The sequence below is a fragment of the bacterium genome, from assembly GCA_035505375.1.
Classification (GTDB): Bacteria; Hydrothermota; Tepidihabitantia; order Tepidihabitantales; family Tepidihabitantaceae; genus UBA2258.
This window is the reverse complement of sequence record DATJQV010000083.1, coordinates 62,117-86,475: the sequence shown is the minus strand read 5'-3', so window position 1 is coordinate 86,475 and position 24,359 is coordinate 62,117. Positions and strand designations below refer to the sequence as shown.

The 24,359-nt window shown below is 61.3% G+C and carries 21 protein-coding genes; 10 read left to right on the top strand and 11 right to left on the bottom strand.

Annotated features, from left to right (window positions below):
- Positions 1–46 precede the first annotated feature (46 nt).
- Together VMH22_14755 and VMH22_14750 are read right to left on the bottom strand one after the other, a co-directional pair.
- Positions 47–688 carry a hypothetical protein gene (locus VMH22_14755; GenBank protein HTW92949.1) on the bottom strand — a complete coding sequence of 214 codons (642 nt, stop codon included), beginning with the start codon at positions 686–688 and terminating at the stop codon, positions 47–49.
- A 220-nt stretch (positions 689–908) separates the two neighbouring features.
- On the bottom strand, positions 909–4,742 hold the full coding sequence (locus VMH22_14750) for a C25 family cysteine peptidase (protein ID HTW92948.1): 3,834 nt from the start codon (positions 4,740–4,742) through the stop codon (positions 909–911).
- Between the two features lie 167 nt (positions 4,743–4,909).
- Here VMH22_14750 and VMH22_14745 point away from each other — a divergent pair, with 167 nt between their 5' ends.
- Positions 4,910–5,149, top strand: coding sequence for a hypothetical protein (locus VMH22_14745; GenBank protein HTW92947.1), 240 nt, complete (start codon positions 4,910–4,912; stop codon positions 5,147–5,149).
- A gap of 574 nt (positions 5,150–5,723) precedes the next feature.
- On the opposite strand, the gene VMH22_14740 is transcribed toward VMH22_14745, so the two are convergent.
- Together VMH22_14740 and VMH22_14735 are read right to left on the bottom strand one after the other, a co-directional pair.
- On the bottom strand, positions 5,724–8,072 hold the full coding sequence (locus VMH22_14740) for a YncE family protein (protein ID HTW92946.1): 2,349 nt from the start codon (positions 8,070–8,072) through the stop codon (positions 5,724–5,726).
- A gap of 40 nt (positions 8,073–8,112) precedes the next feature.
- The gene (locus VMH22_14735) at positions 8,113–8,286 is read right to left on the bottom strand and encodes a hypothetical protein (protein HTW92945.1); all 174 of its coding nucleotides are present in this window, start codon (positions 8,284–8,286) and stop codon (positions 8,113–8,115) included.
- A gap of 313 nt (positions 8,287–8,599) precedes the next feature.
- Between VMH22_14735 and VMH22_14730 the strand changes: the two genes are divergently transcribed.
- Positions 8,600–8,851 (top strand): hypothetical protein, encoded by a 252-nt coding sequence (locus tag VMH22_14730; GenBank protein HTW92944.1) that lies wholly within the window; start codon positions 8,600–8,602, stop codon positions 8,849–8,851.
- Between the two features lie 602 nt (positions 8,852–9,453).
- Here VMH22_14730 and hutI read toward each other — a convergent pair.
- The 5 genes from hutI to VMH22_14705 form a co-directional block, all read right to left on the bottom strand.
- Entirely contained in the window at positions 9,454–10,668 is a 1,215-nt protein-coding gene (hutI, locus tag VMH22_14725; protein ID HTW92943.1) for an imidazolonepropionase, read from the bottom strand.
- 60 nt (positions 10,669–10,728) lie between these two features.
- Positions 10,729–11,667, bottom strand: a complete 939-nt coding sequence (locus VMH22_14720) for a fibronectin type III domain-containing protein (GenBank protein HTW92942.1) — start codon at positions 11,665–11,667, stop codon at positions 10,729–10,731.
- A 128-nt stretch (positions 11,668–11,795) separates the two neighbouring features.
- Positions 11,796–12,548, bottom strand: a complete 753-nt coding sequence (locus VMH22_14715; GenBank protein HTW92941.1) for a hypothetical protein — start codon at positions 12,546–12,548, stop codon at positions 11,796–11,798.
- 331 nt (positions 12,549–12,879) lie between these two features.
- On the bottom strand, positions 12,880–13,695 hold the full coding sequence (locus VMH22_14710) for a fibronectin type III domain-containing protein (protein HTW92940.1): 816 nt from the start codon (positions 13,693–13,695) through the stop codon (positions 12,880–12,882).
- A 41-nt stretch (positions 13,696–13,736) separates the two neighbouring features.
- Positions 13,737–14,030, bottom strand: a complete 294-nt coding sequence (locus VMH22_14705) for a hypothetical protein (protein HTW92939.1) — start codon at positions 14,028–14,030, stop codon at positions 13,737–13,739.
- A 297-nt stretch (positions 14,031–14,327) separates the two neighbouring features.
- On the opposite strand from VMH22_14705, the gene VMH22_14700 reads away from it, so the two are divergent.
- From VMH22_14700 to VMH22_14690, 3 genes are all read left to right on the top strand, one after another.
- Positions 14,328–15,512 carry an aminotransferase class I/II-fold pyridoxal phosphate-dependent enzyme gene (locus tag VMH22_14700; protein ID HTW92938.1) on the top strand — a complete coding sequence of 395 codons (1,185 nt, stop codon included), beginning with the start codon at positions 14,328–14,330 and terminating at the stop codon, positions 15,510–15,512.
- Between the two features lie 127 nt (positions 15,513–15,639).
- Positions 15,640–17,436: a long-chain fatty acid--CoA ligase gene (locus VMH22_14695; protein HTW92937.1), complete on the top strand. Its 1,797-nt coding sequence runs from the start codon at positions 15,640–15,642 to the stop codon at positions 17,434–17,436.
- A 37-nt stretch (positions 17,437–17,473) separates the two neighbouring features.
- Positions 17,474–18,190, top strand: coding sequence for a tetratricopeptide repeat protein (locus VMH22_14690; GenBank protein ID HTW92936.1), 717 nt, complete (start codon positions 17,474–17,476; stop codon positions 18,188–18,190).
- A 105-nt stretch (positions 18,191–18,295) separates the two neighbouring features.
- Here the strand turns inward: VMH22_14690 and VMH22_14685 are convergent, their stop codons facing one another.
- The gene (locus tag VMH22_14685) at positions 18,296–18,631 is read right to left on the bottom strand and encodes a hypothetical protein (protein ID HTW92935.1); all 336 of its coding nucleotides are present in this window, start codon (positions 18,629–18,631) and stop codon (positions 18,296–18,298) included.
- Between the two features lie 164 nt (positions 18,632–18,795).
- Positions 18,796–19,632, bottom strand: coding sequence for a sugar phosphate isomerase/epimerase (locus VMH22_14680; GenBank protein HTW92934.1), 837 nt, complete (start codon positions 19,630–19,632; stop codon positions 18,796–18,798).
- 202 nt (positions 19,633–19,834) lie between these two features.
- Between VMH22_14680 and VMH22_14675 the strand changes: the two genes are divergently transcribed.
- The 5 genes from VMH22_14675 to pstB all read left to right on the top strand — a co-directional run bounded on the left by VMH22_14675 (position 19,835) and on the right by pstB (position 24,217).
- On the top strand, positions 19,835–20,623 hold the full coding sequence (locus VMH22_14675) for a phosphate ABC transporter substrate-binding protein (GenBank protein HTW92933.1): 789 nt from the start codon (positions 19,835–19,837) through the stop codon (positions 20,621–20,623).
- A 134-nt stretch (positions 20,624–20,757) separates the two neighbouring features.
- Positions 20,758–21,597: a phosphate ABC transporter permease subunit PstC gene (gene pstC, locus VMH22_14670; protein ID HTW92932.1), complete on the top strand. Its 840-nt coding sequence runs from the start codon at positions 20,758–20,760 to the stop codon at positions 21,595–21,597.
- A 94-nt stretch (positions 21,598–21,691) separates the two neighbouring features.
- Positions 21,692–22,528, top strand: a complete 837-nt coding sequence (pstA, locus tag VMH22_14665) for a phosphate ABC transporter permease PstA (GenBank protein ID HTW92931.1) — start codon at positions 21,692–21,694, stop codon at positions 22,526–22,528.
- An 81-nt stretch (positions 22,529–22,609) separates the two neighbouring features.
- Positions 22,610–23,386: a phosphate ABC transporter ATP-binding protein gene (locus tag VMH22_14660; GenBank protein HTW92930.1), complete on the top strand. Its 777-nt coding sequence runs from the start codon at positions 22,610–22,612 to the stop codon at positions 23,384–23,386.
- 81 nt (positions 23,387–23,467) lie between these two features.
- Positions 23,468–24,217, top strand: coding sequence for a phosphate ABC transporter ATP-binding protein PstB (pstB, locus tag VMH22_14655; protein ID HTW92929.1), 750 nt, complete (start codon positions 23,468–23,470; stop codon positions 24,215–24,217).
- The last annotated feature ends 142 nt before the right edge of the window (positions 24,218–24,359 follow it).

The window sequence follows — 24,359 nt, the reverse complement described above, 5'->3', positions numbered from 1 at the left end:
TCTGCGCGTCGGTGCCACTCTGTCATCGTAAGCGAAAGGCCGGATGCTACCAATGTGTACCCACTGAGGTACGCAGAGTATCCGGGCTATCCCACGTATGACGTCCGTTTTGTATCCAGGCGAAAGTGGAGCCGTTCCCGTACTGCCACGAATTCGACAACTCCACTTTCCACCACGACCCGTGAGCCCAGTCCGGGTACCAGACCGGTACATACGAGCCTGGGCCTCCCTGCCCCCAAGAGGCTTTCCACGTTGTACACCTAACGGCGACGGGACCGGGAATATAGCAGCGATATGTTCCGGACAAGACCTGCACGAGCTTGTATTGATTGTTGTTTCCCGTGTAGCTCGTCGTGATCTGGGAATTCCACTTTCGATTGCGCGAGCACTCACTATGCCAGTCTCTGTGTACGTCGGTCGTCAGGAGATCGATTTCTGATGGGGTGAGCAGTCCCAGACTGTGAATGTAGGCACTGTCGGTCTGCTCATAACCGTCGGGCGCACTGACTTCTGAGTCAGACTCGATTTCGGTAATCGCAGCCTTCCAGACCGGATTCTGGCTCGTGTCCACGACCGCGTCGCTGAAGTCTGGATTCTCGCTGATGAAAAGGTACGTGGCACTCCCCATCAGAGATGCCGGCACGGCAAAGCAGGCCAGCGCGACCACTAACACGACCCTAGTGACCATTTTCATGGTCCTCCCTTTGTCTTTGGAGCACGTCAACGGCTTGTCGGCTTTCCGCACCCACGGAAGCCCTTGGTCCACCCGCGAAAACCACCACGCAGAACGGTCGGGGCCACGCAATCTCCGCCACGGAAGTCGACCATCCATCGTCGCGCCCTTGACAGAATTATACCCCCCCCCCATGCCATCTGTCAAGTTCTGACGCTCGGGTCTGCCACTCGGGTCAGTAGGCCATCAGGACCTTGGCGATTCGCCTTTCGCTCGCGGTTCGGGCTTCGATGAAGTATGCGCCTGCGGGCAAGCGGCGGCCGCGCTCATCACGGCCGTCCCAAGTCGCGCTGCGTGTCGAGGGCAATTGCCGCACGATGCGGCCCGCCGCGTCGTAGACGCTCAGGCGTGGAAGCTCACTGCCGCCGTAGCGAATCTCCATAGCCGAACGGAACGGATTGGGCCAGACTGCAAGCCCCCGGAACGATGAACGATGAACGATAAACGATGAACGATCATCCGCGGGCGGGCCGCCGCCGGTTACGCGGACATCGTCAATGTAGAAGCCCTCGTCAACCGTGTCCGGGTCGCTCACGAAAGCCAGCTTCACCTGAATCGTCTCACCCAACCCGAGCCACGACAGGTCATACTTCTCCTGGGCCCAACTGCTTTCGTTGAGGAGTGATTCAGTGATCAAGTGGTCTAGTGATCCAGTGCGGACTTGGAACCGCCTACGTGAAGCGGAGCTTCTTTGGAGTGCGGCAGCATGGCTGCCGCTTTCGTCTGGCCGAGGCGTGCTTCGGCCCGGAAAAGCGGGAGCTTCGCTCCCGCACTCCAAGACCCGACTCATGTCCGGCACCCCGGTCGCGTCCGCACCCTTGGCGTTCTTGGCGTCCTTGGCGGTTTGCCTTTCCCCGAGCGCACCGCCGGTTCCCATGAAATCAAGAGTCTCTTCCACCGCGCCGCGCACCACTATGACGCGGATGCCGTCGACTCCGTAGTTCGGCGTGCTGAACCAGCGCCAGAAGCTGAGCGAGCAGCCCTGCGGAACTGCGAACGGGACAGTTGTCAGCCAAGCGTCCATGTTGTTGTTGTACAGCCGCGACGCTTCATTGGCGCAATACCATGCGTTCGTGCCCGAGTGGGTCCGGTACGCTGTGCGATGCCAGAGGTCGCCGGTTCCGCCGTGAGTCCACTTCGACCCGCCCGATTCCATGTCGTCGGAGAACCCGTAGTCTCCCACCAGCAGCTCCAGCGTATCGTCGCCCTGAAAGTCATCCGACGCCAGATGCAGCAGCATCTTCGCACTGTGGCCAGCCGGGCATGACGCGGCGACTCTGACCGTGAAACTGTCCTTGCTGATTCCAGAGCTGTCGGGCGGCACGTCGCCGCAGTTGACGCTGTCCACGAGGACCGAAACGTTGGTGTCCAGCGACGACAACCTGCACCATGTCCGATGCCCGTAACCGTCTCCTGCGTTCCTTATCCTGACCGCAACGCCACCAGTGTGCCCGGGCGTGAGCGGCGGCCTCGTCAGCCACCAGCGGTCAAGGCCAAGTACAGCCGCGCCCGCGACAATTACCGGATGGAACATCAGCGACTGCCCTCCGTCGCTGACCGACAGGTCGAAGATCAGCGCCTCGCCGTTGCCGGTGTTCTGAGCGGCCGTGAGCCGGAAGGCATTCGCCACGAGCACTGACTCGCCCGCAGCCAGCGGCGCCGTCTCTGCGGTGCTGTCTTCAATAGAAACGTGAGGATTGTCGCACGCGAGCGTCATGGTGATCGGGCCCGAGGCCTGTTGTCCGCTGTTGCGCAGCCAGACTGGCAGGAGAATCGTCTCGCTCCTGTTCACGATGCCGTCATGGTTGCCCAGCGAATCGTTAATCACCCAGCCCGCGAACGACACGCAAGGCCCAACTGCGCAGGGAATGACCTGCTCCACCGGCAGGTAGTTGTGAGCCGTCACGGTCAGCGTGAAATTGCCGGCGGTCTTTGGCGTTGCGTCGAGCCAGACCTGACCCGCGCCGTCTGTCAAGCCGCGGCTGTAGGACTCATCTTCCTTCATGAGACAGACCAGCGCGCCCTTGACCGGGTTCCCGCCGTGCATGACGGTCACCGGCACTCGGCCGCCGCCCATGCCGATTGACTCCGGCGAAGACACTGCGAGCGTCTCCGGCAGCGCGGTCCAGACCGGCATCTCCGGGTCGCCCATCAGGTTAATCTCATACTGGTGCCAGCGATATACGTTCTCATCCTGCGAGAACGGCGCGTAATACTCCTTGGCCGCTGCCAGGGCGTCGCCGATGCGGTAGATGCCATCGCTTGTGACCGCATGCCAGAAGTGGTTGTCGAATTTGTCCGAATAACCGAAGCCGGGGTTGCCCGGCGAACCCCAGCCATAGGACGAATTGCCGATGGTCGCGACCGTTCCGCCATTCGGATTCGTTACAAACGCCTCGCCGATGCTGGTCATGTCGAATGCCGTCGTCCAGCAGCCAATGGAATAGAGGACACCCAGGCCCGAGTTGGTAATTGTGTCGGCGTCGGCCGTGTACATCCGGTTCGCGGACCCGCCGCACTCCATGACGTTGTACCAGCCGTGGCCGTCATGGTTCATGATGTTCTGATTCTCGCGCATCGCCTGCATCACCGAGGCGCGCGTCTCGTTCCCCTGGCTCTGATACAACTTGGTTAGGCTGTAGCCCGAGGCAAACGACTGCTGCTCCATCATGTTCTTGTGCACGCCCTGGTCGGTGTACGGATTCTGCCAGAGGACCATGGCAAAGAACAGACCCTTGTTCTGATAGCCGGCCACGCGCGGGACATGACCCAAATGTCCGACATTTGGGATCGTGTCCCAAGCAGTCCCCAGTTCATACCCCATCACCTTCCGCACGAACGTCTGCGCCTGCGCCAAATCGTTCACCGGCGCGCGGCCCACGCTCAGGTCAGAGTGCAGGTCAACCGAATCATCCACCTCGCCGAACACGTTGTTATTGTTCGCATCCCACGAGCCTTGCAGTGCGGCAAAGTAAAGGTCACACGGCAGCGAATCCTCCCGCTGCATCGAGCCCCAGTTCGAGTGCATGGCGAAAGCCTTGCGGAACGGCACCACGTCCACGTCGCCGCCCAGCAGCACGTACTTCACGCCCGAGTCAGGCAGGGTCTTCAGATAGTTCCGCAACTGCTCGGCCTGGTCCCGGCCCGAGTAGTGCGCGTATACCCAATCCATCGTCCGCACAACCGCCGGCACTCCCTTCAACGTCTTCCAATCCGCGAGCCGCTGGAACACGGTGTCCAACCCCGCGCCGGTCACAACCACGTACTCGAACCCGCCATCCGCCAACCGCCCACCGCTTTCCGCTCCGGCACTTCTCACATCTGACATCTGACATCTTACACCTGCCTTCGCCCGCTCCTCAACCTCAACCTTAACCTCAACCTTCCTACACACCTCAACCCGTCTCTCCGCCCCTCTATACCGCACCGGATACACCAGCACCTGCACAAAGGTCGAATCATGCCTGTAGCTCGTCCCGGTCCAGCGGGCTACGCTCGTAGGATATGGGTTCTCCGACTGGTAGATTGCCGCGTTTGGCTCTGTCGCCGCAACCGTTTTGGCTTTTGGCTTTTGGCTTTTGGCTTCTGACCTAACCCCGAGGTCTGTGCCCGCAACAAGCACCTGCTGCTTCGGGCAAGGCAATACCAGATGCTGTCCTCCAATTGCCCGCCATGCCCCGACCTCAAATGTCACGCTCGCGACCTGCTGGTGTCCTTCCAGCGCAATCACCACCGGCTCGACCGGCACCTGCGGCGCTCCGGGCTCATCGCTCACATCCATCCCATCGCCAAGTACTAGTTCATAGCGCGGGACATGACCGAAATGCCCGGCATTTCGGATCGTGTCCCAAGCGGCACCTGCCGCGCCTGCAAACTGCAAACTACCAACTGCAAACTCAGTATGGAACCGGCTCGGCCCGAACGTCAGCTTGCGCGCAACCACGGCGGCCTGCGCTAGCGAAACAGCCAGCGTCGCTGACAACAGCAATGCTTGGCGGAGCATCTTCATCTGCACTCCATGGATTATACCCGTCCCAGCAACACCCCACAACTGCAAGTAGTCAGCGCTGAGCTTTCCTTGTCCGAGAGATCAACTGAAGCGCTGGGAGAGAGGCCCTCGAAGTCAAGCCGAAAACCACGGTCCAAACCGCCGCGCAAACCGGCGTCGGAGTCATCGTGGCAGTCGCGGAGATACTCAAACGGCGAACCGCCGTTCAGGCCACCCTGACAGAGCTTCTCGGAATCGGCCCCGAAGCCGGGCTCACAACCACGGTGCATGTGCCCCCGCAAACCGGGTCGAGAATCGAGGTCCGCGTCCCGTTCAGAGTCGCGTTCCGAACCGCCCCCCGAACCGTTCCCGGAACGGTTCCCAAGGCGATTCCAGAAGCGTGGTCTACGGTCGGCGTCACGACCTAAATCGTTCTATCCAAGCAACTTAAGCGCGGAAAGACGAGAAATGTGTAACATTCCCGTCTAGAGCATACATAGATACGCTTGAGAGAGCCAGAATATGCAAGTGACTTTCGCAGAATCGATGATTGACCACCCCAGGGCCGGTCTGGGGGATGCTCTACCCATGTCTCTGGCAATACCTTTCCCAAGGTCTCCGGCAGAGCTTTGGGCAATGCCTTTGGCAGAGCCTCTGGTAACGCCTCCGGCAGAGTCTCTGGTCAAGCCTTTCCCAACGGCTCTGGCAGTGCCTCTGGTAATGGCTTTACCACGGTCTCTGGTATTGCCTCTGGTAATGCCTTTGGCACGGCCCTTGGCAGTGCCTTTGGCAAAGCCTCTCCCAATGGCTTTGGTAGAGTCTCTGGCAATGCCTCTCCCAATATCTCTGGCAGGGTCCTTGGTAATGCCTCTGCCGATGCCTCTGGCCCAGCCTCTGGCACTACCTTTGCCAAGGTCGGGTTGAGGTAGACCCTACGGGTCTACAAATGCAGGCTGCCCGCATGGTCGCGGGCAGCCCTTGCTCGACGGGTTCGAAGTGTAGCTAGTCGGTCAGCACGACCTTGCGAACGGCTTGGGCTTGAGCTTGCGCTTGGGCTTCTCTCACAAAGTACACTCCCGGCGCCAGCGCCCGCACGTCATTTGCTCCCGGCTTCAGATTCATGACCTTCCGCCCGCTGATGTCGAGCAACGTGCATGACGCTCCGTGCATCACGCTCGACGCCGGCAGACGCAGCAAACCGTGTATGACGGTCGCCATCCGGTTCGTCGTTCGCACTTTGGCGCACGGCGTTTCCGCGATTCCCCCGCCTTTGTCACGCAGGACTGAAACGCTCGAACTCATGCCATTCGCAACGTAGACGCGATTCTGAACTGGATTCCAAGCGAAGGCGCAGGGAGAACTACCAACCCCGATGGTAGCAACTACCCCATTAGTCGCCCCGTCAAAGACGGTAACGTCTCTACTGCCGCCATTTGCGCAGTAGACCTTGTTGTTGGCCAAGTCGTAGAAGAGGGCTTGGGGATGGTCGCCTACAGGCACTTTGGCAATGACTCCGTTGCTGCCACCGTCGATAACGGTCACATTAGCGCTTTCTGCATTCGCACAGTAGACCTTGTTGTCTTTCGGGTTGTAGCTGAGCGCATACGGGTAACCCGGCGAAGCCACGGTCGCGAGGACCGAATCGCCCGCGCCGTCGACCACCGTCACGGTGTAGCTGTCACCGTCCGCGCAGTAGACCTTGTCATTCGTCGAATTGTAGCAGAGCGCCCGAGGCAAACCGGGCACGGCCAGCGTGGCGAGGACCGAGTCACCCGCGCCGTCAATCACGGTCATGTAGTTGTTGTCTATCCAGTCGGTCGCGCAGTAGACCTTGTTGTCCGTCGGGTTGTAGCAGAGAGTTTGAAAGTCCTCGGAGCCAACCGTCACCGTGGCGACGATGCGGTTGGTAGCGCCGTCGATCACGTCGACGTTGTTGCGACGCGTGCTGTAGACCTTGTTGTTCTGCGGACTATAACACAACGGTCCGCCACCCGCCTTCACGGTCGCAATCACTGTATCGCCAGCACCGTCAATCACTGTCACACCGCTACCTGCACAGTAGACCTTATTGTCGGTCGCGTTGTAGCAGAGGGCACAAGGATACTCGCCTACGACCACGGTGGCGAGGACTTCGCTGGTCGTGCCGTCTATAACCGAGACCGTATTGCCCGGCGTATTGACGCCCCTGTCGGCGCAGTAGAGCTTGTGACTCGCCAAGTCGTAACAGAGGGCCATGGGCCCGCAGGCCGTTGTCACGGTGTCGGTGACCCCGTTCGTCGCGCCGTCTATCACGACCACGGCGCCGCTATAGGAAATTGCGCAATAGACCCTGTTCTTGGCCGAGTCATAGCACAGGTCACGAGGATCCATGCCTGCAGTCACGGAAGCGATGACGCCGTTCGTCGCACCATCTATCACGGTCACGTCGCCAGCGGCGTTCGCGCTATAGACCTTGTTGTTGGCCGGGTTGGAGCAGAAAGCGCAAGGTCCGCTGCCCGTAGCCACGGTCGCTATGACGCTGTCGGTCGCGCCGTCGATCACGGTCACGTTGTGGCTGTACGAATTCCCGCAATAGACCTTGTTGTTCGTCGGGTCATAGCAGAGGACCCCCGGTTCAGTATCTACGCGCACGGTCGTAAGGACTCCATTGGTCGCGCCATCTATCACAGTTACGCTGTTTCCACTGAAGTTGGCGCAGTAGACCCTGTTGTTCGTTGGGTTGTAGCAGAGAGCCCCAGGCTCGTCGCCTACGGCCACGGTCGCGATTACGCTGTCGGTCGCACCGTCTATCACCGTGACGCTGTAGCTGTACCAGTTGGCACAGTAGACCTTATTGTTCGTCGGGTTGCAGCAAAACCCCACAGGCTCGTCGCCTGCAGTCACAGTCGCGATAGCACTGTCGGTCGCGCCGTCGATCACGGTCACGTTGTTGCTATTGAAGTTCGCGCAGTAGACCTTGTTGTTCGAAGAGTCGCTGCACAGAGCGGTAGCTCCTGAGCCTGTGGTCACGGTGGCAATGGCCTTGTTCGTACGACCGTCTATCACGGTCACATTGCCGCTGTCGTAGTTCGCGCAGTAGACCTTGTTGTTGGTCGGGTTGAAACAGAGAGCGACGCCATTCGAGCTCGTCGGTATCCGGGCTACCTTCTGGTCGGTCGCGCCGTCGATGGCATCAACCCAAGCATCCCCTGCAACGTAGACCGTATTGTTTCTGGAGTCGTATGCAAGACGAAGTGGGGCTCTCATGCCACTGAACGAGTCGGGCAGATAGATGGTCTTCTCCAGCCACTGGCCGAAGGCCAGTGAGACTGCGAGCATGCCGAAGCACACGACCAGACGCGTTAGGCGCACCTGTTCTCCTAACATGAGTCTAGGTCGCTGGTTGCCGCTGTCAAGCGAGCTCAGCCAAATCGGCCGCGGCTACGGCCGGCATCATCTCCTTTTCCAGGCGCTCGATGTAGTCGGCCTCGGCTCTGTTCTCGGGCACGCTGTGGGCGCCCAGCCGGCGCGCCACCCGCAGCATCCGCAGCTCGATGTCGGTATTGAGTCCGTAGCCCGACTTCACCTCGGCCGCAGACGCCCGGCCGATGGGTGTTCGTCTCGGGAAAGCATTTCTCAGATTCGCGGGCGTACCTGCGGGCACTTGGCGTTCAGCTTCCGCTGGACGATGGGCGCGGAGGGGTGTTCGGGATGAGAAGAAGGATGACTGCCCGGAAACAATCCGCTGGTCACCGTCGCCAATCGCTTGACTCCCTGACTCCCTGACCTAGACTGGGCAGGATGGAATGCGGGAGGACCGGGACCGGCATCGGCCAAATGGTGCACGCGGCCGGCGTTCCCCGCAGCCCCGATAATCCGCCAACCATTGGAGGCTAACTATGGATTGTGAGAATTTCCGACCGAACATGCCCCTTTCGGACCAACTCAGAGCCGGACTGACATTCAACCGGGCCGACGCGTGCGTGCTCCTGCTACCCACCGACCCACGGCACGAGGAGTACCGCTCGGCCTTGCTGGCAAAGGGGTTCAAGTTGGTGCCCGCGTTCGGCTGCCCGTTCGGGGCAGGCGGCCGGTGGAAGGCCTGTCCGTACCACCGCATGCCTGCGCGCCGGACCCACCGCCGGCACTAGCCGACTCCGTCTCGGGGATCGGGAACGCTGCCCGTTTCCGCCTACCCGCCCGCCCGAGGCATTTTAGATTCTAGATTGTAGATTCTAGATTAGCCGCACCTTGGGGTAAGCTTGTTGCCAGCAATCGCGATCAGGCAAGGGTATTCTGCGTCGGTTCTGCCGAAGTCGAGCCCTTGGTAGAATCGAACGCCCGGGAAGATACGTCCCCACGGAGCCGATGTCATTTCCCTGAACGCGTACAGCTCTTTGATAAGCCCCAGTGTCGTTCATGTCAGAGGCAAAGCGGCCGGACACCATCTCGGGAAACCTGTGAAGGATGTCTATCACCTCACTCGACGAGATTCGCCGCAAGGTAACCGCGGCTCCCTGTTCCTTTGGGGGCTTTCTCCCCGATGCAACTGCAATTGAGATGGCGGGAATCACGAGCAGCCCGACAAGAGCTATTCTGACACTTCTACCATGATGGGACAGGCGCATCGGTTCTCCTGCCATCAGTTCTGCCGCTGTCAAGCGAGCCAGCCCGGCCGCGCAGGGCGGCCTTTGGACTGTGGCGGCGGCACGGCCTCCGTGCAGTCCGAGGCCTGACGACAGACGTTTGGCCCCTAGTACTGGCGGTGGACGACCCGGCCGCCATGGATTGTCATCCAGGCCGGGTTGTGGCCGAGTCGATAGATGATGTGACGGTAGTCGGGGAAATCGGTGACCACGACATCGGCGACCTTCCCTGGCTCAAGTGTGCCCACCTCTGAATCGAGCTTGAGGGCTCGGGCCGCGTTGACGGTGATGCCACGCAATGCCTCGATGATAGTCAGGCCGTAGTAGATTGAACCGAACTGTGCGGTGAGCGGCTGGGCCAGCATCGGGCAGGAGCCGGGGTTGAAGTCGCTCGCCAGCGCCATCACGATACCGAGGTCGCGCATCTTCGCCACCGGCGACCGGTGCGCCGTGCGCAGGAAGAAGCTCGTGCCGGGAAGCAGCACGGCCGCCACGCCGGCATGCGCCATCGCCGCCATGCCTGCCTCGGAAGGCTGCAGCAGATGGCTGGCCGAAGCCGCACCGACCTTGGCCGCGACCTCGGCACCGCCGGAGGCCTCGACCTCGTCGGCGTGGATGGTCGGAACCAGCCCGTGGCGCTTGCCGGTTTCCAGGATGCGCGTGCTCTCGTCCGCGTTGAAGACGAAGTCCTCGCAGAAGACGTCGCAGAACCGCGCAAGGCCCTCCTCCGCGACCGCCGGTATCATCTCCGTTTCAAGACGTTTGATGTAGTCGGACTTGGGTGTGCCCTTGGGAACGCTGTGTGCGCCGAGAAAGGTCGGGACAACGCGGCAAAGTCCCAGTTCGCCTAGCCGCCTGGCTACCCGCAGCATCCGCAGCTCTGCCTGAGTGTCGAGTCCATACCCCGACTTCACCTCGACCGTTGTCGTACCCCAGTTGACCATCTCGTGCAGACGTTCGAGGGCGCGGTTGTAAAGGTCATCCTCGGACGCCAGACGGGTGTGAATGACGGTCGAGAGAATGCCTCCGCCGGACTGGGCGATTTCCTTGTAGGTCCTGCCCGCGAGTCGCATCTCGAATTCGTTCTGCCGCCAGCCGCCGAATACAAGATGGGTGTGCGGGTCGATGAAACCGGGCATGACGACGTTGCCGCAGCAGTCGATCTCGGTCTCCCCTTGCTCGGGTAAGAGCGGGTGCTCGGCGACTTCAAGAATCCTGCCGTCACGAATCCGGACCGCGCCATTCTCAACGACGCCCAGGCCCTCACCGACCATCGTCAGCACCTGCGAGCAGTTTGTCAGCAGCAAGTTCTGGTCGTTCACGGCACAACTATACCGGCCGGGCCCAAGCCCTGCAAGCCGGACGCGGCGACCGCCGGCTGGCTAGTGCTGAATCAGACGCAGGTTCGGGATGAGCTGGAACCGGGTCTCAACCGGCACCGTGCCGCTGATGGTATCGGGGCTGCCGAACAGGACCAGGCCGTAGCGCCGTTCTACAATGGGAAAGGTGTCAACCAGGGTGGTCGTGTCTATCTCAGTGGTGGTGTCGATCACCAGGGTAGTGTCAAATACCCAGACGGAGTCGGTGCACAGCACGGCCGCGAAGGTCGAATCCGTCCTCAACAGCAGATTGTCGGCGTAGGCACCTGAGTTGTACGCCGGCAGCGGCGATTGCTGGTCAGCCGGCAGCAGGCTCAGCCCTGCCGTCCGCCACGCGCCGGCCGGGACCAGACCGGCACCGCCGGGCTCGTTCGGCGCCAAATCGGGGCTGGCCGCGTAGTATTGCCCGCCTTTGCCCGTCGTCCAATCCGTGATGTAGAAGTCCACATTATCGGCGTTGCTAGCGTACTTCATGGTGAAGACCGACCCGGTGCCGCTGTCCCGGTCCCAGCCATAGGCGGGGTAGCTTGTGCTGTTCAACTCGCCGACCGGCATCGCTGCGCTGTGAACCGGCTCCGACGTCGGCGTCTGGGTTGCGGAATATGACCTGCCGCCGAAGACAGATGTAACCCGGTATCTGCCGGTCTTGCCCCGCGGGTTGTGGTAGGCATCTTTCGCGCTGTCGGTGGCAGTTCCGAAGTCCTGCCACGTCGACTGGCCGGTTTCCTGGAAGGCGAGGACGTAACTGTCCGGTAGGGCCCCGACCGGGATTTTCCAACTGATTCTGATGGTCGTGTCCGATGCCGCGGTCAGCGCGACTTTGGTGGGCGGCCCTTCGCCCGGGTTCTTACACCCAGTCAGGCAAACCAATGCCGCAACCGCACACAGCAGTCCGCTGCGCAGGGCAACAGGCAGAATCCGGACGCATCCGTCAGGCTTCACGCCACAAATATACGCCTCGCCACCGAGGATTCAAGCCACACGGCTGCGCGGAGCCTGCGTGTCCCGGAATGAAGCACCCGGGGGGCCGAAGCCCCCCGGGTAAACAGACGATGTAAATCGAGACTCTGTTACTTCAGCCAGCGGATCCCGTTGACCGTCTGGTACGTGACCGTCACACTGACCTTCGTACCGGAGATCGAATCGACGTGCATCTTGGCGTAGTTGTCGGCCGCAGTCCACATCGTATCGTTGGCGCTCATCCGGAGGTAGTACGCGCTGTCGGCGTAGAGGGCGACCGTGTTCAGGTACGTCCCCATGGAATCCGCAATCGTGATTGCGTCGTAGGTTCCGGTTGCGGCCTTCAGTTTGTCGCCGGCCCTGGTCGCAGTCCCGCCGGCCTTCTGCAGCATTGTCTGCCCGCCGGAGGTAGTCGCAATGAAGTCGAGCATCGGGAAATTCTCTACTGCGTACTTGTAGGCCGTCGCGGCGCCGGTAGTGTCGAAGCCGAAGCCGTTCTCATGGGTTGTGTCAAGGTCGTTGTAGAACGTAACCGAGGACGAGACGAGCTTGCTGCAGATGACGATGGCCGCGTCGCTCCGGTTGGCGCTGCTGAATGCTACAACCGCCACGGTTTCAACCGGCGTTGTGACGTCGTAGGACGTCACGCCCGTATCCGTCGTGTCGACCGCAGATCCGGCCTTTATCTCGAATTTCGCGCCGGTCTCTTCATTCCACGTCAGATGGAGCGTGCCGCCGGCGTTGGTGGCATGCGCGGTGACGAATGGCTTGGTCACCTCGATGTTGTTGTTTTGCGAGGAGTTGCACCCCGCGCCGACTAGAGCCAACGCGATTGCGAGGGCACCGATCAGCGTTCTCTTCATGGTCATCCTCCTTGAGGGTTCAGGTCCTTTCGAATCCCACGACACTAGCGCGCGGTGGCCTGCTGACCTTGAGCCAGGGACGATGCTCATGTGAAGCCCTTCGCTGGTCACGGCCGGTCAGAGCCACACTCTTGAGTTTCACGGCAACAATATACCCTTGTTTGCCCGTGATGCAAGTGCCGCAACACGGCCGACGGGTATCGACTCCCGTGTCGCTGGAGAGGTCGTTGGAATGACCCGCGGCGCCGGCGGCTCGTCCCGGCATTCCGGAATGAGCCTGAAAATGCCGAGCCCCGGCCGATGCCGGGGCTCAAAGCTGTGGTCCCGCTTCTTAGTGCTGTATCAGACGCAGGCCCTTGATGGGCTGGAACCAGGTCTGAACGCTGACCGTGCCCGCGCCGGTGTTGTAGCTCGAAAGCTTCGCAAGGGCGTAGTACCCATCAGCTGTGTAGCAGGCAACCATGATCGGGTCGGTAGAGAGATCGGTGAAGTTGAAGTAGGTCGTGCCACTGTGGACAGGAAGCGGGGCGGTCTCGCTGGTCAGAGCGCTGCTGAACGCGTTCACCCGCCAGCTGCCCGTCGGTACAACGGCACCCGGGTCGCTCGGCCCCTGATCAGGACTGGCGATCGAGTATGTCGTCCCGCCGAAGCCGGTAGCGAAGTCGGTGATGTAGAAGTCAACGTTCGCGGCGTTACCCGCGGCCGTCATGCTGTACGTGCTGCCGGTGCCGGCAGTACGGTCCCAGCCGAAGCCCGAGTTACCGGTGGCGTTCAGCTCGGACACGGTGGTCGCCGACGTAGCGATGGGCGCGGTGCTCGGATTCGCGGCGGCGTCGTAGGTAGTGCTGCCAAAGACCGCCGTTACCTTGTACGACCCGGTCTTACCGGCTGGGTCGTGCGTGTAGGAAGTAGCGGTCGTCGTGTCGATGTCGGTGTAGCTCGAAGTGCCGGTGGCCATGAACGCCACGTAGTACTTGTCCGGCGTTCCATCGGTGGGAGCGGTCCAACTGATGGTCAGCGTGCTGTCGGTTGCAGCCGTTATCGTAACGTTTGTCGGCGCGCCGCCCGTGACGCTGGTACAACTCGTCATCATGAGCGCGGCGACTGCCACAACCCCAACCAATACAATCGGGAGCAGTCTCCTCATTTGGCCCTCTTTCCTGTGTGGTTCTCTACCTTAGTTACCCGTTACCGGCCGGTCCGCGCGGGCTTGCCAGCCGCAGGGGGCGTGGTCTTGGCGCCGGTCGGGGCAGCCGCCGGCTTGCCGGCCTTCACCGGATGCATCTTGGCCATCGAGTCGGCCATGGCCTTCGTCAGCGAGTCGTTCGTCGCCTGCAGCTTGGCCACCTGACCCGTCATGTCGTTAATCTGCTGCGTCATCTTGTCGACCTGTCCCTGGAGCTCGGTCACCTTCTTGGTGTCCTGGCATCCAACGACGAACACCACGGCGAGTAGCGCCGCGGCAGCGATCAGTTTCCTCACGTGTTCCTCCTTAGTGTTCATGGCACTTGGACCATGGACTGCCTATCTGCCATTTTGTTGCTGCAGCCATTCGCTAGGTGGCCACGCAACGGTTAGTCTTTGCTCTATTGGCGTACAGTCACACTGTCGATTGCCGGGTAATTCTAGACTCGTCTTTCCCGGTGTCAAGAGCTTTCAGCTAGGGCCGTTTTCGGCTCGGTTCCGCCCGCAGCGGAAGAACCGTATCCAATTGCTTGCCTTGCCAGATGGCAGGGCTATAATCCAGCCGATGGCCGGCCAGGCATGAACGGAGGCATAGTGGACCTTTTTGATAAGTGCCGTCAGTTTGACGATGTAATCCAGTCCGCCCGGGCCCGTGATCGATTCTTCTATTCACGCGAAATATCGCCGGCTGCGGCTCCGGTCGCGACCAGAGACGGTCGGGAACTCATCAACCTTGGTTCGAACAACTACCTCGGTCTGACCGGGCACCCGAAGGTGAAGGCCGCAACTGCCGCAGCCATCGAGGAATACGGCACCGGCAGCGCCGGTTCGCGGCTCCTCACCGGCACCACGCCGCTCCACCTCCGGATGGAACAAGCCATTGCCGGGTTCAAAGAGGTCGAGGGAGTCGTCACGTTCTCCGCCGGTTTCATGGCCCTTTCCGCAACCGTCGGCACGCTGGCCGGTCAGGGCGACTTCATATTCTCGGACGAGCTGAATCATGCCTCCATTATCGACGGCTACCGCCAAACTCGTGCCAGGACCGTGGTTTATCGTCACCGGGACACGGCCGACCTCGAGGCAAAGATCAATGAGACGCCGACCGGGGCAGCCAAGCTCATAGTCACTGACGGCGTCTTCTCGATGGAAGGAGACATCTGCGACCTGCCCGGGCTCCGCCGGGTGGCCGACACGTACGACTGCAGACTGATGGTCGACGATGCCCACGCGACCGGGGTCCTGGGCCGGACCGGTCGCGGCACGGCCGAGCATTTCGGCATGGAAGGCAAGATCGACGTCACATCCGGGACTCTCTCCAAATCGCTGGCTGCAATCGGTGGGTTCACCGGCGGGCAACGCCCGGTCGTGGAGTTCCTGCGCTACAACGCACGGCAGTCGATATTCTCGGCCAGCCTGCCGCCGTCGGTTGCCGCCACGGTCATCGCCGCACTCGACGTCCTCAAGTCAGAGCCGGAGCGGGTCGAACGCTTGCGGGCCAATACGCGGCTGATGAGTTCGGGACTGAAGGCCGCCGGATTCGCGGTGCACGACCACGGCACGCCGATTCTGCCGATCGCCGTCGGCGACGACGACCGGGCCTATCGGGCCGCGGGACGGCTTGAACAGGAAGGCGTGTTCGCCAACCCGGTCGTGTTCCCGGCAGTACCGTCCGGCCAGGCGATAATCCGCATCAGCCTGATGGCCACGCACAGCGAGGAGCAGTTGCGGACTGCTCTTCAGAAGTTCATGCTTGTCGGCAAAGAGCTGAGAATCATATAGAAAGAAATGACCAATACCCAACCCCCAATTCCCAATCAATGCCCAATGCGCGCAGTAGGGTCTGGGATTTGCTGGTCATTCGTTGGTCGTTGGCAATTGGGACTTGGTCATTCCCCAAGGGGGTCACATGCCTGATACCGTCTACGCCTGTTTTGCCGAGGTCGCGCGGAGATTCGGGAACCGCACCGCCCTGATGCGGAAGGTCGATGGGAAGTACCAGGGCATCACCTACGCCGAGCTTTCGGGGACCGTTGACGCGCTGGCCGCGGGCCTGGCCGAACGCGGGGTCAAACCCGGCGACAGGGTGGGCATCTACTCGTACAACCGTCCGGAGTGGGTCATGACCGACCTTGCCGTCGCCAAGCTCGGGGCAGTGCTGATTCCGGTCTACCACACGCTCGGCGCGGACGCGATTCGCTACATCCTGAACGATGCCGGGGTCACGCACCTCGTCGTCGAAAGCCCGGAACTCTTCGCCAACATCACCCGGATTCTGTCCGAGGTCCCGCCGCTCCGGGACGTAGTCACGGTCTTCGGCCAGGAGCATAAGAGCCGGGCCGGCAAGGAACTGCTCAACTTCGAGGAGCTGGTCAGGACCGGGGCCGAGGCGCTGAAGAAGAACCCTAAGCTCGGCGAACCACACAGACCCGGACCGGACGACCTGTTCACGGTCTGCTACACCTCGGGAACGACCGGCGAGCCCAAGGGCGCGATGCTCACGCACCGTAACGTCCTCTCCAATGTCCAGGTCTTGATTCCGCTGTTCGGCGTCAACGAGAATGACGTGCTGGTCTCGTTCCTGCCCCTGTGCCACATGTTTGAGCGCACCGGCGGGTACTACTGCATGCTGATGGCGGGCGGCGCCATTGCCTATGCCGAATCGGTCCAGACCATCGCCAAAGACGTCCAGCTCGCCCGTCCGACCGTCATGATTGTGCTGCCGCGCGTGCTCGAAAAGGTCTACAACACGGTGCAGGACAAGGTCCTGACCGGGCCTGCCATCAACCGGTTGTTGATGATCTCGACCCTGCGGACGTACAGCCGCTACGCCCGGCGCAAGGCCGGGAATCTGCCGATTTCTCTCTGGCTTCGGTTCAAACACTGGCTGCTGGGCAGGCTGGTCGTGGACAAGCTGAAACAACTGGCCGGTGGCAGGCTCCGGGTGATGGTCTCAAGCAGCGCCCCGCTCGACCGAAAACTGGCCCACATTATCCGCAACCTCGGGTTCAACCTGCTTGAAGGCTATGGCCTGACCGAGTGCTCGCCCGCGGTCTGCGTCGCAATCCCGGGCCAGGAACGAGTCGGCACGGTCGGCAAGCCCCTCGCCGGCGTGGAAGTGCGCATCGGCCCGAACGACGAAGTCCTCGTGCGCGGCCCCAACTTGATGAAAGGGTACTTGAACAAGCCCAAGGAAACGGCCGAGGTCATCGACACCGAGGGTTGGTTCCACAGCGGCGACCAGGGCAAGTTCGACGAAGAAGGCAACCTCATCATCACCGGCCGCATCAAGGAACTCATCATAAACTCGTATGGCAAGAACATCCCGCCGTCCCCGATTGAGCTGGCCGTGTGCAACTCCAAGTATGTCGAGCAGGCCCTGATCCACGGTGACCGCAAACCGTTCCTCTGCGCGCTGGTCGTCCCGAGCCGGATCGCGCTTGAGGCCTTTGCCCGGGAGCACGGCATCGCGTTCAAGCGCCACACCGACCTGCTCGACAATCCCGAGGTGCTCAAACTGTACGATGCGGAGATCAAGAAGGCGCTCGCGGGCTTTGCCCAGTATGAGCAGGTCCGCCGGTTCCGACTCATCCCGGACCCGTTCACGGTCGAGAACGGACTCCTGACCCCGAGCCTCAAGACGAAACGACCCCAGGTAATCACCGCGTATCATGAGGAACTCGAGGAGTTGTACGAAGGACACTAGCACCAAGGAATAGATAGGGACGAAGTACGGAGGGAAGATGAAGAGGCTGCTTCTCCTTGCAGTGATGGTGACGTTAGCGGGTGCCGCGACGACGGACCGAGCCGAATACATGTTCTTCAACCGACAACTCAACCCGACCTGGCTCGATTCCGCGTTTAACCTGCTGGCCGCTGCTCACACTGCCAGTCCGAGCGACGAACACTTGCTCTACCTCTGGTCCCGCGCCAATGTCAAGAAGGGCGAGTACGCGGACACCAAGGCCGACAAACTCATGTACTTCGGTCGTGCCAAGGCGATAGCCGAGACTCTGATTGCCCTCAACGACGAGAACGACGAGGGGCATTGCTGGTGGGGCGTAGCTCAGGGACGTATTGGCCAGACGCGCGGCGTTCTCAATTCCCTTTTCATGGTGCCCGGCCTGAAAAAGGCGTTCAACCGTGCCCTCGAGATCAACCCGAATCACCCTACGGCGCTTGATGCATACGGCGTGCTGTACTACGAGTTGCCCGGTTTTGCCGGCGGCAGCCTCGACAAAGCCGAGGAATACTACACGCGCGGAATCGCGGTCGCCTCGAACTACACGCTGCTCCGGCTGGACCTTGCCAGGACCTACGTGAAAGAAAAACGCTGGGTCGCGGCCCGCGCCCAGCTCGATTCGCTGCTCGCGACGACTGACCCCAAATACGCGGGCGACGCTGAACTCGACGACAAACCTGACGCCCGTCGCCTGCTCAAACAAATAGAAGGAAGATAGTCCCGACTCGGCCCGTGGAAGGCGGCCGCGCCCGGGCCTGACTGCCCAACAACCTTGAAAAGAGAGGCGGGCCTGCCGGCCCGCCTCTGTGTTACCAATCCGGGATTAGCTCTGGCTGTCCGGGACTCCGGCTGCGACAGGAACCCCGACCGTGGGTTCCTCGTATGCCGGCTCCGGGTAGCTGACGACGACCGGCGCGGTTTCCGCCGGGGAAACCTGAACTGCCGGCTCCGGCTGAGGCATCCGCTCCGGGACCCGCGCCAGCGCATCGGCGATGATGCGGGTCTTGGTTTCGGACGCCAGCCGCCGGTTTAGAATCAGGTAGAAAGACCCGCGCAACCGGCACAGCCCGCCTTCGCTACGCAGATCGTCGTAGATGAGCTTGACGCCTCGCGTGTGGCACTCCCGCTCGAGCTGTTCGAGCTGCTTTGCTTTGGTCATATCAACTCTGCTCCTGGTACCACATCACTGCTTTGGTTTTCCGGACTGGACGGACAGAAGAACGGACTGCAAGATGCAAACTGCAAGCTGAGAGATGCAGAATTCCGGCCATCCCGAATCTTGCGCCCTGACCTTTGAAGTTTGACCTTCGCATCTTCATCGCCTCAAAGTCTCGGCTCAATCTCCTTCTCGAAATAACGGAGGCTCTCAAGCGCGGACTCTTTCGGCCTGACCTCGAAGACGACGAGCGCGTCGGTCTTCTCCAGCAGACGGAAGAAAGGCACGAAGTCTATGCGGCCTCGCCCCAGTGCCGAATGCTCGTCACGCAGCCCCGAGTTGTCGTGGACGTGGCTGTGGAAGATGTACTGCCGGTGCCTGCGGAAGAACGCGAACTCGTTGGCGCGCATGTCCGGCTTCAGGACATTGACGTGCCCGACGTCCATGCAGAGACCGAGATTGCCGCCGAGGAGCCGGTCGAGAATCGGCGGCGTCAGGTCGTAGCGGAACCCGCCGACGTTCTCCACGCAGAGCCTTGCCCGACCGCGCGCGTAGGCCTTCAGCTCGGCCAGCGACTCAGCAAGCGCCCCGGCGTAGTAGTCCGGGAACTCCTGGTGCGTGTACCGCATGCCGCCATCCATTCCGAAATTCATGTCGAACCCGAGGTGCATAACAACGTTCTTCGCCCCGACTCCGTGCGCCCAATCAAGCTCCTCCATGAGCTGCTTCACTCCGGCCGCGCGCACTCGGGGGCTGGGTATAAAGAAAGATGGCCCGTCAATCGCGTGGATTGCCAGGGCCACCTCCTGCCGGAGCGCGGCGGCGCGTATCCGCCGCCGCTCCCGGGCGTGGGCCAACTGGCGCTGGAATTCGATGTTGCCCAGATTGAGCTCGAGCACGTGCAGACCGCTGTCGGAGCAGAAGCCGATAGCATCGATTATGCTGGAGAAATCGAAGAGAACTTGAAGGCCCAGCCGCTGGCGGACCCTCACGGTGGGATGCACACGCGATTATAAAGGTGCGTCGCCCGGTGTCAAGCATCTTTGCTGTTTCGGAGGGGTTTCCGACGCCCCGAGGGCCTCCGGCCATGCCGCCATCACCTATCTTAACACAATCCTAACACAATCCTGATATGCAGCTAACTAACTATGTGAGAATCTTAGCATTACGCGGCTCTCCTCCGGTCTCCTGCTTGTCGCCGGCCTGATGGCGATGGCCGGCTGCGCTCGGTCGGGCAGGGCTGGAATAACTCTCGCCGGTTCGACATCGGTCGAGCCATTTGCCGAACGCCTGGCCGAACTCTACATGCGCGCCCACGCGGACGCGAAAATCAGTGTTCAGGGCGGCGGGTCGAGCGCCGGCATCCGCGCCTGCCAGAGCCGCATCTGCGCCATCGGCATGTCCTCGCGCGAGCTCACTCGTGAAGAGAAAGGCCTGGTCGAAATCCCTATCGCGCTTGACGCCATCGCCCTGATTGTCAACCGGCAGAACCCGGTACGCGAGTTAACTATGGAGCAGGCGCGCGACGTATTCGCCGGTCGCATCCGCAACTGGAAGGAGCTGGGCGGTCCGAATCGACGTATTACTCCGATAACTCGCGAGGAAGGCTCGGGCACGCGCGCGAGCTTTGAGGAAAAGGTGATGGCCACGGGCACGCCGAAGGACAAGAGCGGCAAGACGAACCCGGCTGCGTTCGCGCCCGACGCCCTCGTGCAGGACTCGAACGGCGCGGTGCGGGAAGTCGTCGCGGACGACCCGGCTGCAATCGGCTACATCTCCGCCGGCCTCATCGACGAGCGTGTCGCCGCGGTCACTCTCAACGGCTTCGCGCCGAACGAAGCCACCATCCTCACCGGCCAATACCCGGTCGTGCGCCAGTTTCTGTTCCTCACCAACGGCGAGGCGACCGGCACCGCCAAGGCTTTTATCGAATACGTCCTCAGTGACTCAGGCCAGAACGCTCTGGTCGAAGAAGGACTCACGAGGATAAAGTGACGAATGACGAATTGCGAATGACGAATGACCGGGCGGCCGTCGGAGACCGATTTCTGTCCGCCACTCGATCCCTCTATCCCTTAATCCCTTTCTCACTTGAATCCTGGAATCCTTGACCCCTTGACTCCTTCTCCATGCGCGAAAAGCTGATCGAGCGAGGTCTGCTCCTTGTCGCGTTCTCGGCTCTGGCAATGCTGTTCCTCATCGCCTATTTCATCTTCCGCGAGGGGGTGCCGCTGGTGTCCAAAGTCGGCGTCTGGCACTTCATCGCCTCGACCCACTGGGCGCCAAGCCGGGGCCAGTTCGGCATCCTACCGATGATTGTCGGCTCGCTGGAGGTGACAATCCTCGCAGTCATCATCGGCGCGACGCTTGGGTTGTCCTGTGCCATGTTTCTCGCCGAGTTTGCCCCGCGCTGGAGTGTGCGCATCCTGAAGCCGATGATTGAATTGCTGGCCGGGATTCCGTCCGTCGTCTACGGCTTCATCGGAGTGGTCGTGCTCATTCCCTGGATACGCCGCACGTTCGGCGGTCCCGGATTCAGTGTGCTCGCTTCGGCCATCATCCTCGGCATCATGATTCTGCCAACCGTTATCGCCATCACCATTGACGCGCTCAACGCGGTACCGCCGCTGTACAAGGAGGGCTCGCTCGCGCTGGGCGCCACCCGCTGGCAGACGCTCTACCGCGTTCAAATCCCCGCCGCTCGCTCCGGTATCATTGCCGCCTTCATCCTGGGCATGGGCCGGGCAATCGGCGAGACCATGGCCGTCATCATGGTGGCGGGGAATGCGCTGACCATGCCCACGTCCCTGCTCGAACCAGTTCGCACCCTCACCTCCAACATCGCGCTGGAGATGGGCTATGCTTCGGGCGACCATCAGGCCGCGCTCTTCGCCACCGGCATGGTGCTGTTCGTCATCATCGCCATCCTGAACACCATCGCGCTCATCATCGCGAGGCCGAGAACGTGAGAGAAAAGGGATCAAGAGATCGAGGGATCAAGGGATCGAGTGGGCCGGTCATTCTGATTTCTGCATTCTGGATTCTGGACTCTGGATTCGCCCGGTGGTCATAAAGCCTCTCGCCTGGCAGCGCATCGTCTGGGTTCTGCTCGCGGCCATGACCCTGTTTACCGTGGTCGTACTCTTCTTCATCATCGGCTTCATCACCAGCAAGGGCGCGCACGTCATCACGCCCGAGTTCCTGTTCGGAATGCCGGAACGGATGGGCAAGGAGGGCGGCATCCTGCCGACGATCGTCGCGACAATCTACATCAGCCTGCTTGCCATCGCCATTGCTACGCCCATCGGCGTGGGCAGCGCGGTCTACCTCTGCGAGTATACCCGCGAGTCGGCAATCACACGGGTCATTCGCTTCGGCGCGGACGCGCTGGCCGGCGTGCCCTCGATTATCTTCGGTTTGTTCGGCTTCATCCTGTTCGTAATCCGGCTGCGGATGGGCTGGTCGCTCGCCGCCGGCGGCCTCACGCTCGCCTTCATGATTCTGCCGACCATCATCCGTACCAGCGAAGAGGCAATCCGCGCCGTGCCGTACAACCTGCGCGAGGTCAGCTACTCGCTCGGCGGGGCCAAGTCCCAGACCATCACCCGCGTGGTCCTGCCCAACGCCCTGCCCGGGATTCTCACCGGTGTCATCCTCGGCATGGGTCGCAGTGTGGCTGAGACCGCGGTTGTCATTTTTACGGCCGGCTCCTCGCTGCTGATGCCGAAGTCGCTCTTCGACCCGGCCCGGACCATGGCAGTCCACTTCTATATCCTCGCCCGCGAGGGCCTCTCCATGGAACGGGCCTACGGCACCGCGCTCCTGCTCATCATCTCGATTCTGCTCATCAACGTCGTCGCCTATCTACTGATGTATCGTCTGACCAGGAAGATGCACTAGGAAAAGGCTAAGGTTAAGGTCAAGGTAAAGAACTCCATGCCTGAATCTCAACCTCAACCTCAGCCTGGTTCTGGAAGCCCCATGCCTCAACCTCAACCTGGACCTCAACCTGCCCCTAAGATCTCCATCCGCAACCTCGCGGTCGCGGTCAACAAGAGCCTGATACTGAAGGGCGTGAATCTCGACATCGAGGCCAATACCATCGTTTCCGTCATCGGCCCGGCCCACAGCGGCAAGACCACGCTCCTCCGCGTCATCAACCGCCTGATTGAGACGCAGCGGGAGTTGCTCCGTTCCGGAGACGTCCTGCTCGACGACACGGAAGTCAAGAAGCTCGACGTCGACGTCCTGCGGCGCCGGGTCGGACTGATATTCGCCACACCGGTCCCGCTTCCCGGCACCATCTTCGACAACGTCGCCTACGGCCCGCGCCTCAAGGCCCGGCTGCGCAAGTCCCGAATCGCCGACGTGGTCGAACAGAGCCTGCGCGCCGCCGCGCTCTGGGACGAGGTAAAGGACCGCCTTAGCACGTCTGCCCTACGCCTCTCCGGCGGCCAGCAACAGCGCCTTTGTATCGCCCGTACCGTCGCGGTCGACCCCGAGGTCATCATGATGGACGAGCCGACGTCCGGGCTCGACCCGATATCCACGGCCCAGATTGAGAATGCGATGCGGGAACTGAAGACCCGGTTCACCTGGGTGCTGGTGACCAACAACGTGAAGCAGGCGGCCCGCGTTTCCGACCGTGTCGCGTTCTTCCTGTCCGGCGACCTGGTAGAAGAAGGCGCAACGGCGCAGATATTCACCAAGCCCAAACAGAAGCGCACCGACGACTACGTCTCGGGGAGAATCGGATGAGGGATTCTAGATTTAGGATTTTCGATTTTAGATTGGTGGACGGCAATCAGGCAATCCAAAATCTAGAATCCAAAATCTAAAATGGATACCAAACTCGAAACTCGGAACCTCGACGTCTTCTACGGCACCTTCCAGGCCGTGAAATCGGTATCCATCGCCTTCCCGTGCCGTTCGATAACCGCCATCATCGGCCCGTCGGGCTGCGGCAAGTCAACCCTGCTGCGCAGCCTCAACCGGATGAACGAACTCGTGGACGGCGCACGCATCAAGGGCTCAATCCTGCTCGACGGTCGCGACGTCTATGGCTTGAGCGTGCTCGACCTCCGCAAGCGCGTCGGCATGGTCTTCCAGCGCCCCAACGCATTCCCGCTCACGGTATTCGACAACATCGCCTACGGTCCGCGCGTCCACGGCACCAACAACGGCTCCGAACTACAGGCCATCGTCGAACGCTGCCTCCGCTCGGTGCATATGTGGGACGAGGTCAAAGACAAACTGAACGAGAGCGCACTCCGCCTCACCGACGAACAGCGCCAGCGGCTCTGCATCGCCCGCATGCTCGCGGTCGAGCCCGAGGTGCTGTTGATGGACGAACCGTGCTCCGCTCTCGACCCCATCGCCACGCTCCACGTTGAGGAACTGATGCGCGGCCTCGCCAAGGAGTACTGCATCGTCATCGTGACCCACAACATGCAGCAGGCGGCCCGCGTTTCCGACTATGCGGGCTTCATGATGCTCGGCGTGCTCAAAGAGTTCGGCACGACCAAGCAGATCTTCACTAACCCTAAAGAAACCGACACCGAGAACTACATCTCTGGCCGCTTCGGCTAGACATCCCGCCTCCGCCTCACCTGCGACATCTGCGGTTACCTCGGGTTTGGTTGCGGCCTCCGAGGCCGCGCTGTGTTCATCCGTGGTCGAGTGCTCCATTCTCGGAGTGCTCTGCATTCTGGTCTCTGAATTCTGAATTGCC

Bases quoted from the DNA above. Each gene is read 5' to 3' on its own strand.
- VMH22_14730 (HTW92944.1), top strand. From the start codon at position 8,600: ATGGATTGTGAGAATTTCCGACCGAACATGCCCCTTTCGGACCAACTC.
- VMH22_14750 (HTW92948.1), bottom strand. From the start codon at position 4,742: ATGAAGATGCTCCGCCAAGCATTGCTGTTGTCAGCGACGCTGGCTGTT.
- VMH22_14675 (HTW92933.1), top strand. From the start codon at position 19,835: ATGGCGATGGCCGGCTGCGCTCGGTCGGGCAGGGCTGGAATAACTCTC.
- VMH22_14695 (HTW92937.1), top strand. From the start codon at position 15,640: ATGCCTGATACCGTCTACGCCTGTTTTGCCGAGGTCGCGCGGAGATTC.
- pstB (HTW92929.1), top strand. From the start codon at position 23,468: ATGGATACCAAACTCGAAACTCGGAACCTCGACGTCTTCTACGGCACC.
- VMH22_14710 (HTW92940.1), bottom strand. From the start codon at position 13,695: ATGAGGAGACTGCTCCCGATTGTATTGGTTGGGGTTGTGGCAGTCGCC.
- VMH22_14685 (HTW92935.1), bottom strand. From the start codon at position 18,631: ATGACCAAAGCAAAGCAGCTCGAACAGCTCGAGCGGGAGTGCCACACG.
- VMH22_14660 (HTW92930.1), top strand. From the start codon at position 22,610: ATGCCTCAACCTCAACCTGGACCTCAACCTGCCCCTAAGATCTCCATC.
- VMH22_14715 (HTW92941.1), bottom strand. From the start codon at position 12,548: ATGAAGAGAACGCTGATCGGTGCCCTCGCAATCGCGTTGGCTCTAGTC.
- VMH22_14755 (HTW92949.1), bottom strand. From the start codon at position 688: ATGGTCACTAGGGTCGTGTTAGTGGTCGCGCTGGCCTGCTTTGCCGTG.
- VMH22_14690 (HTW92936.1), top strand. From the start codon at position 17,474: ATGAAGAGGCTGCTTCTCCTTGCAGTGATGGTGACGTTAGCGGGTGCC.
- pstC (HTW92932.1), top strand. From the start codon at position 20,758: ATGCGCGAAAAGCTGATCGAGCGAGGTCTGCTCCTTGTCGCGTTCTCG.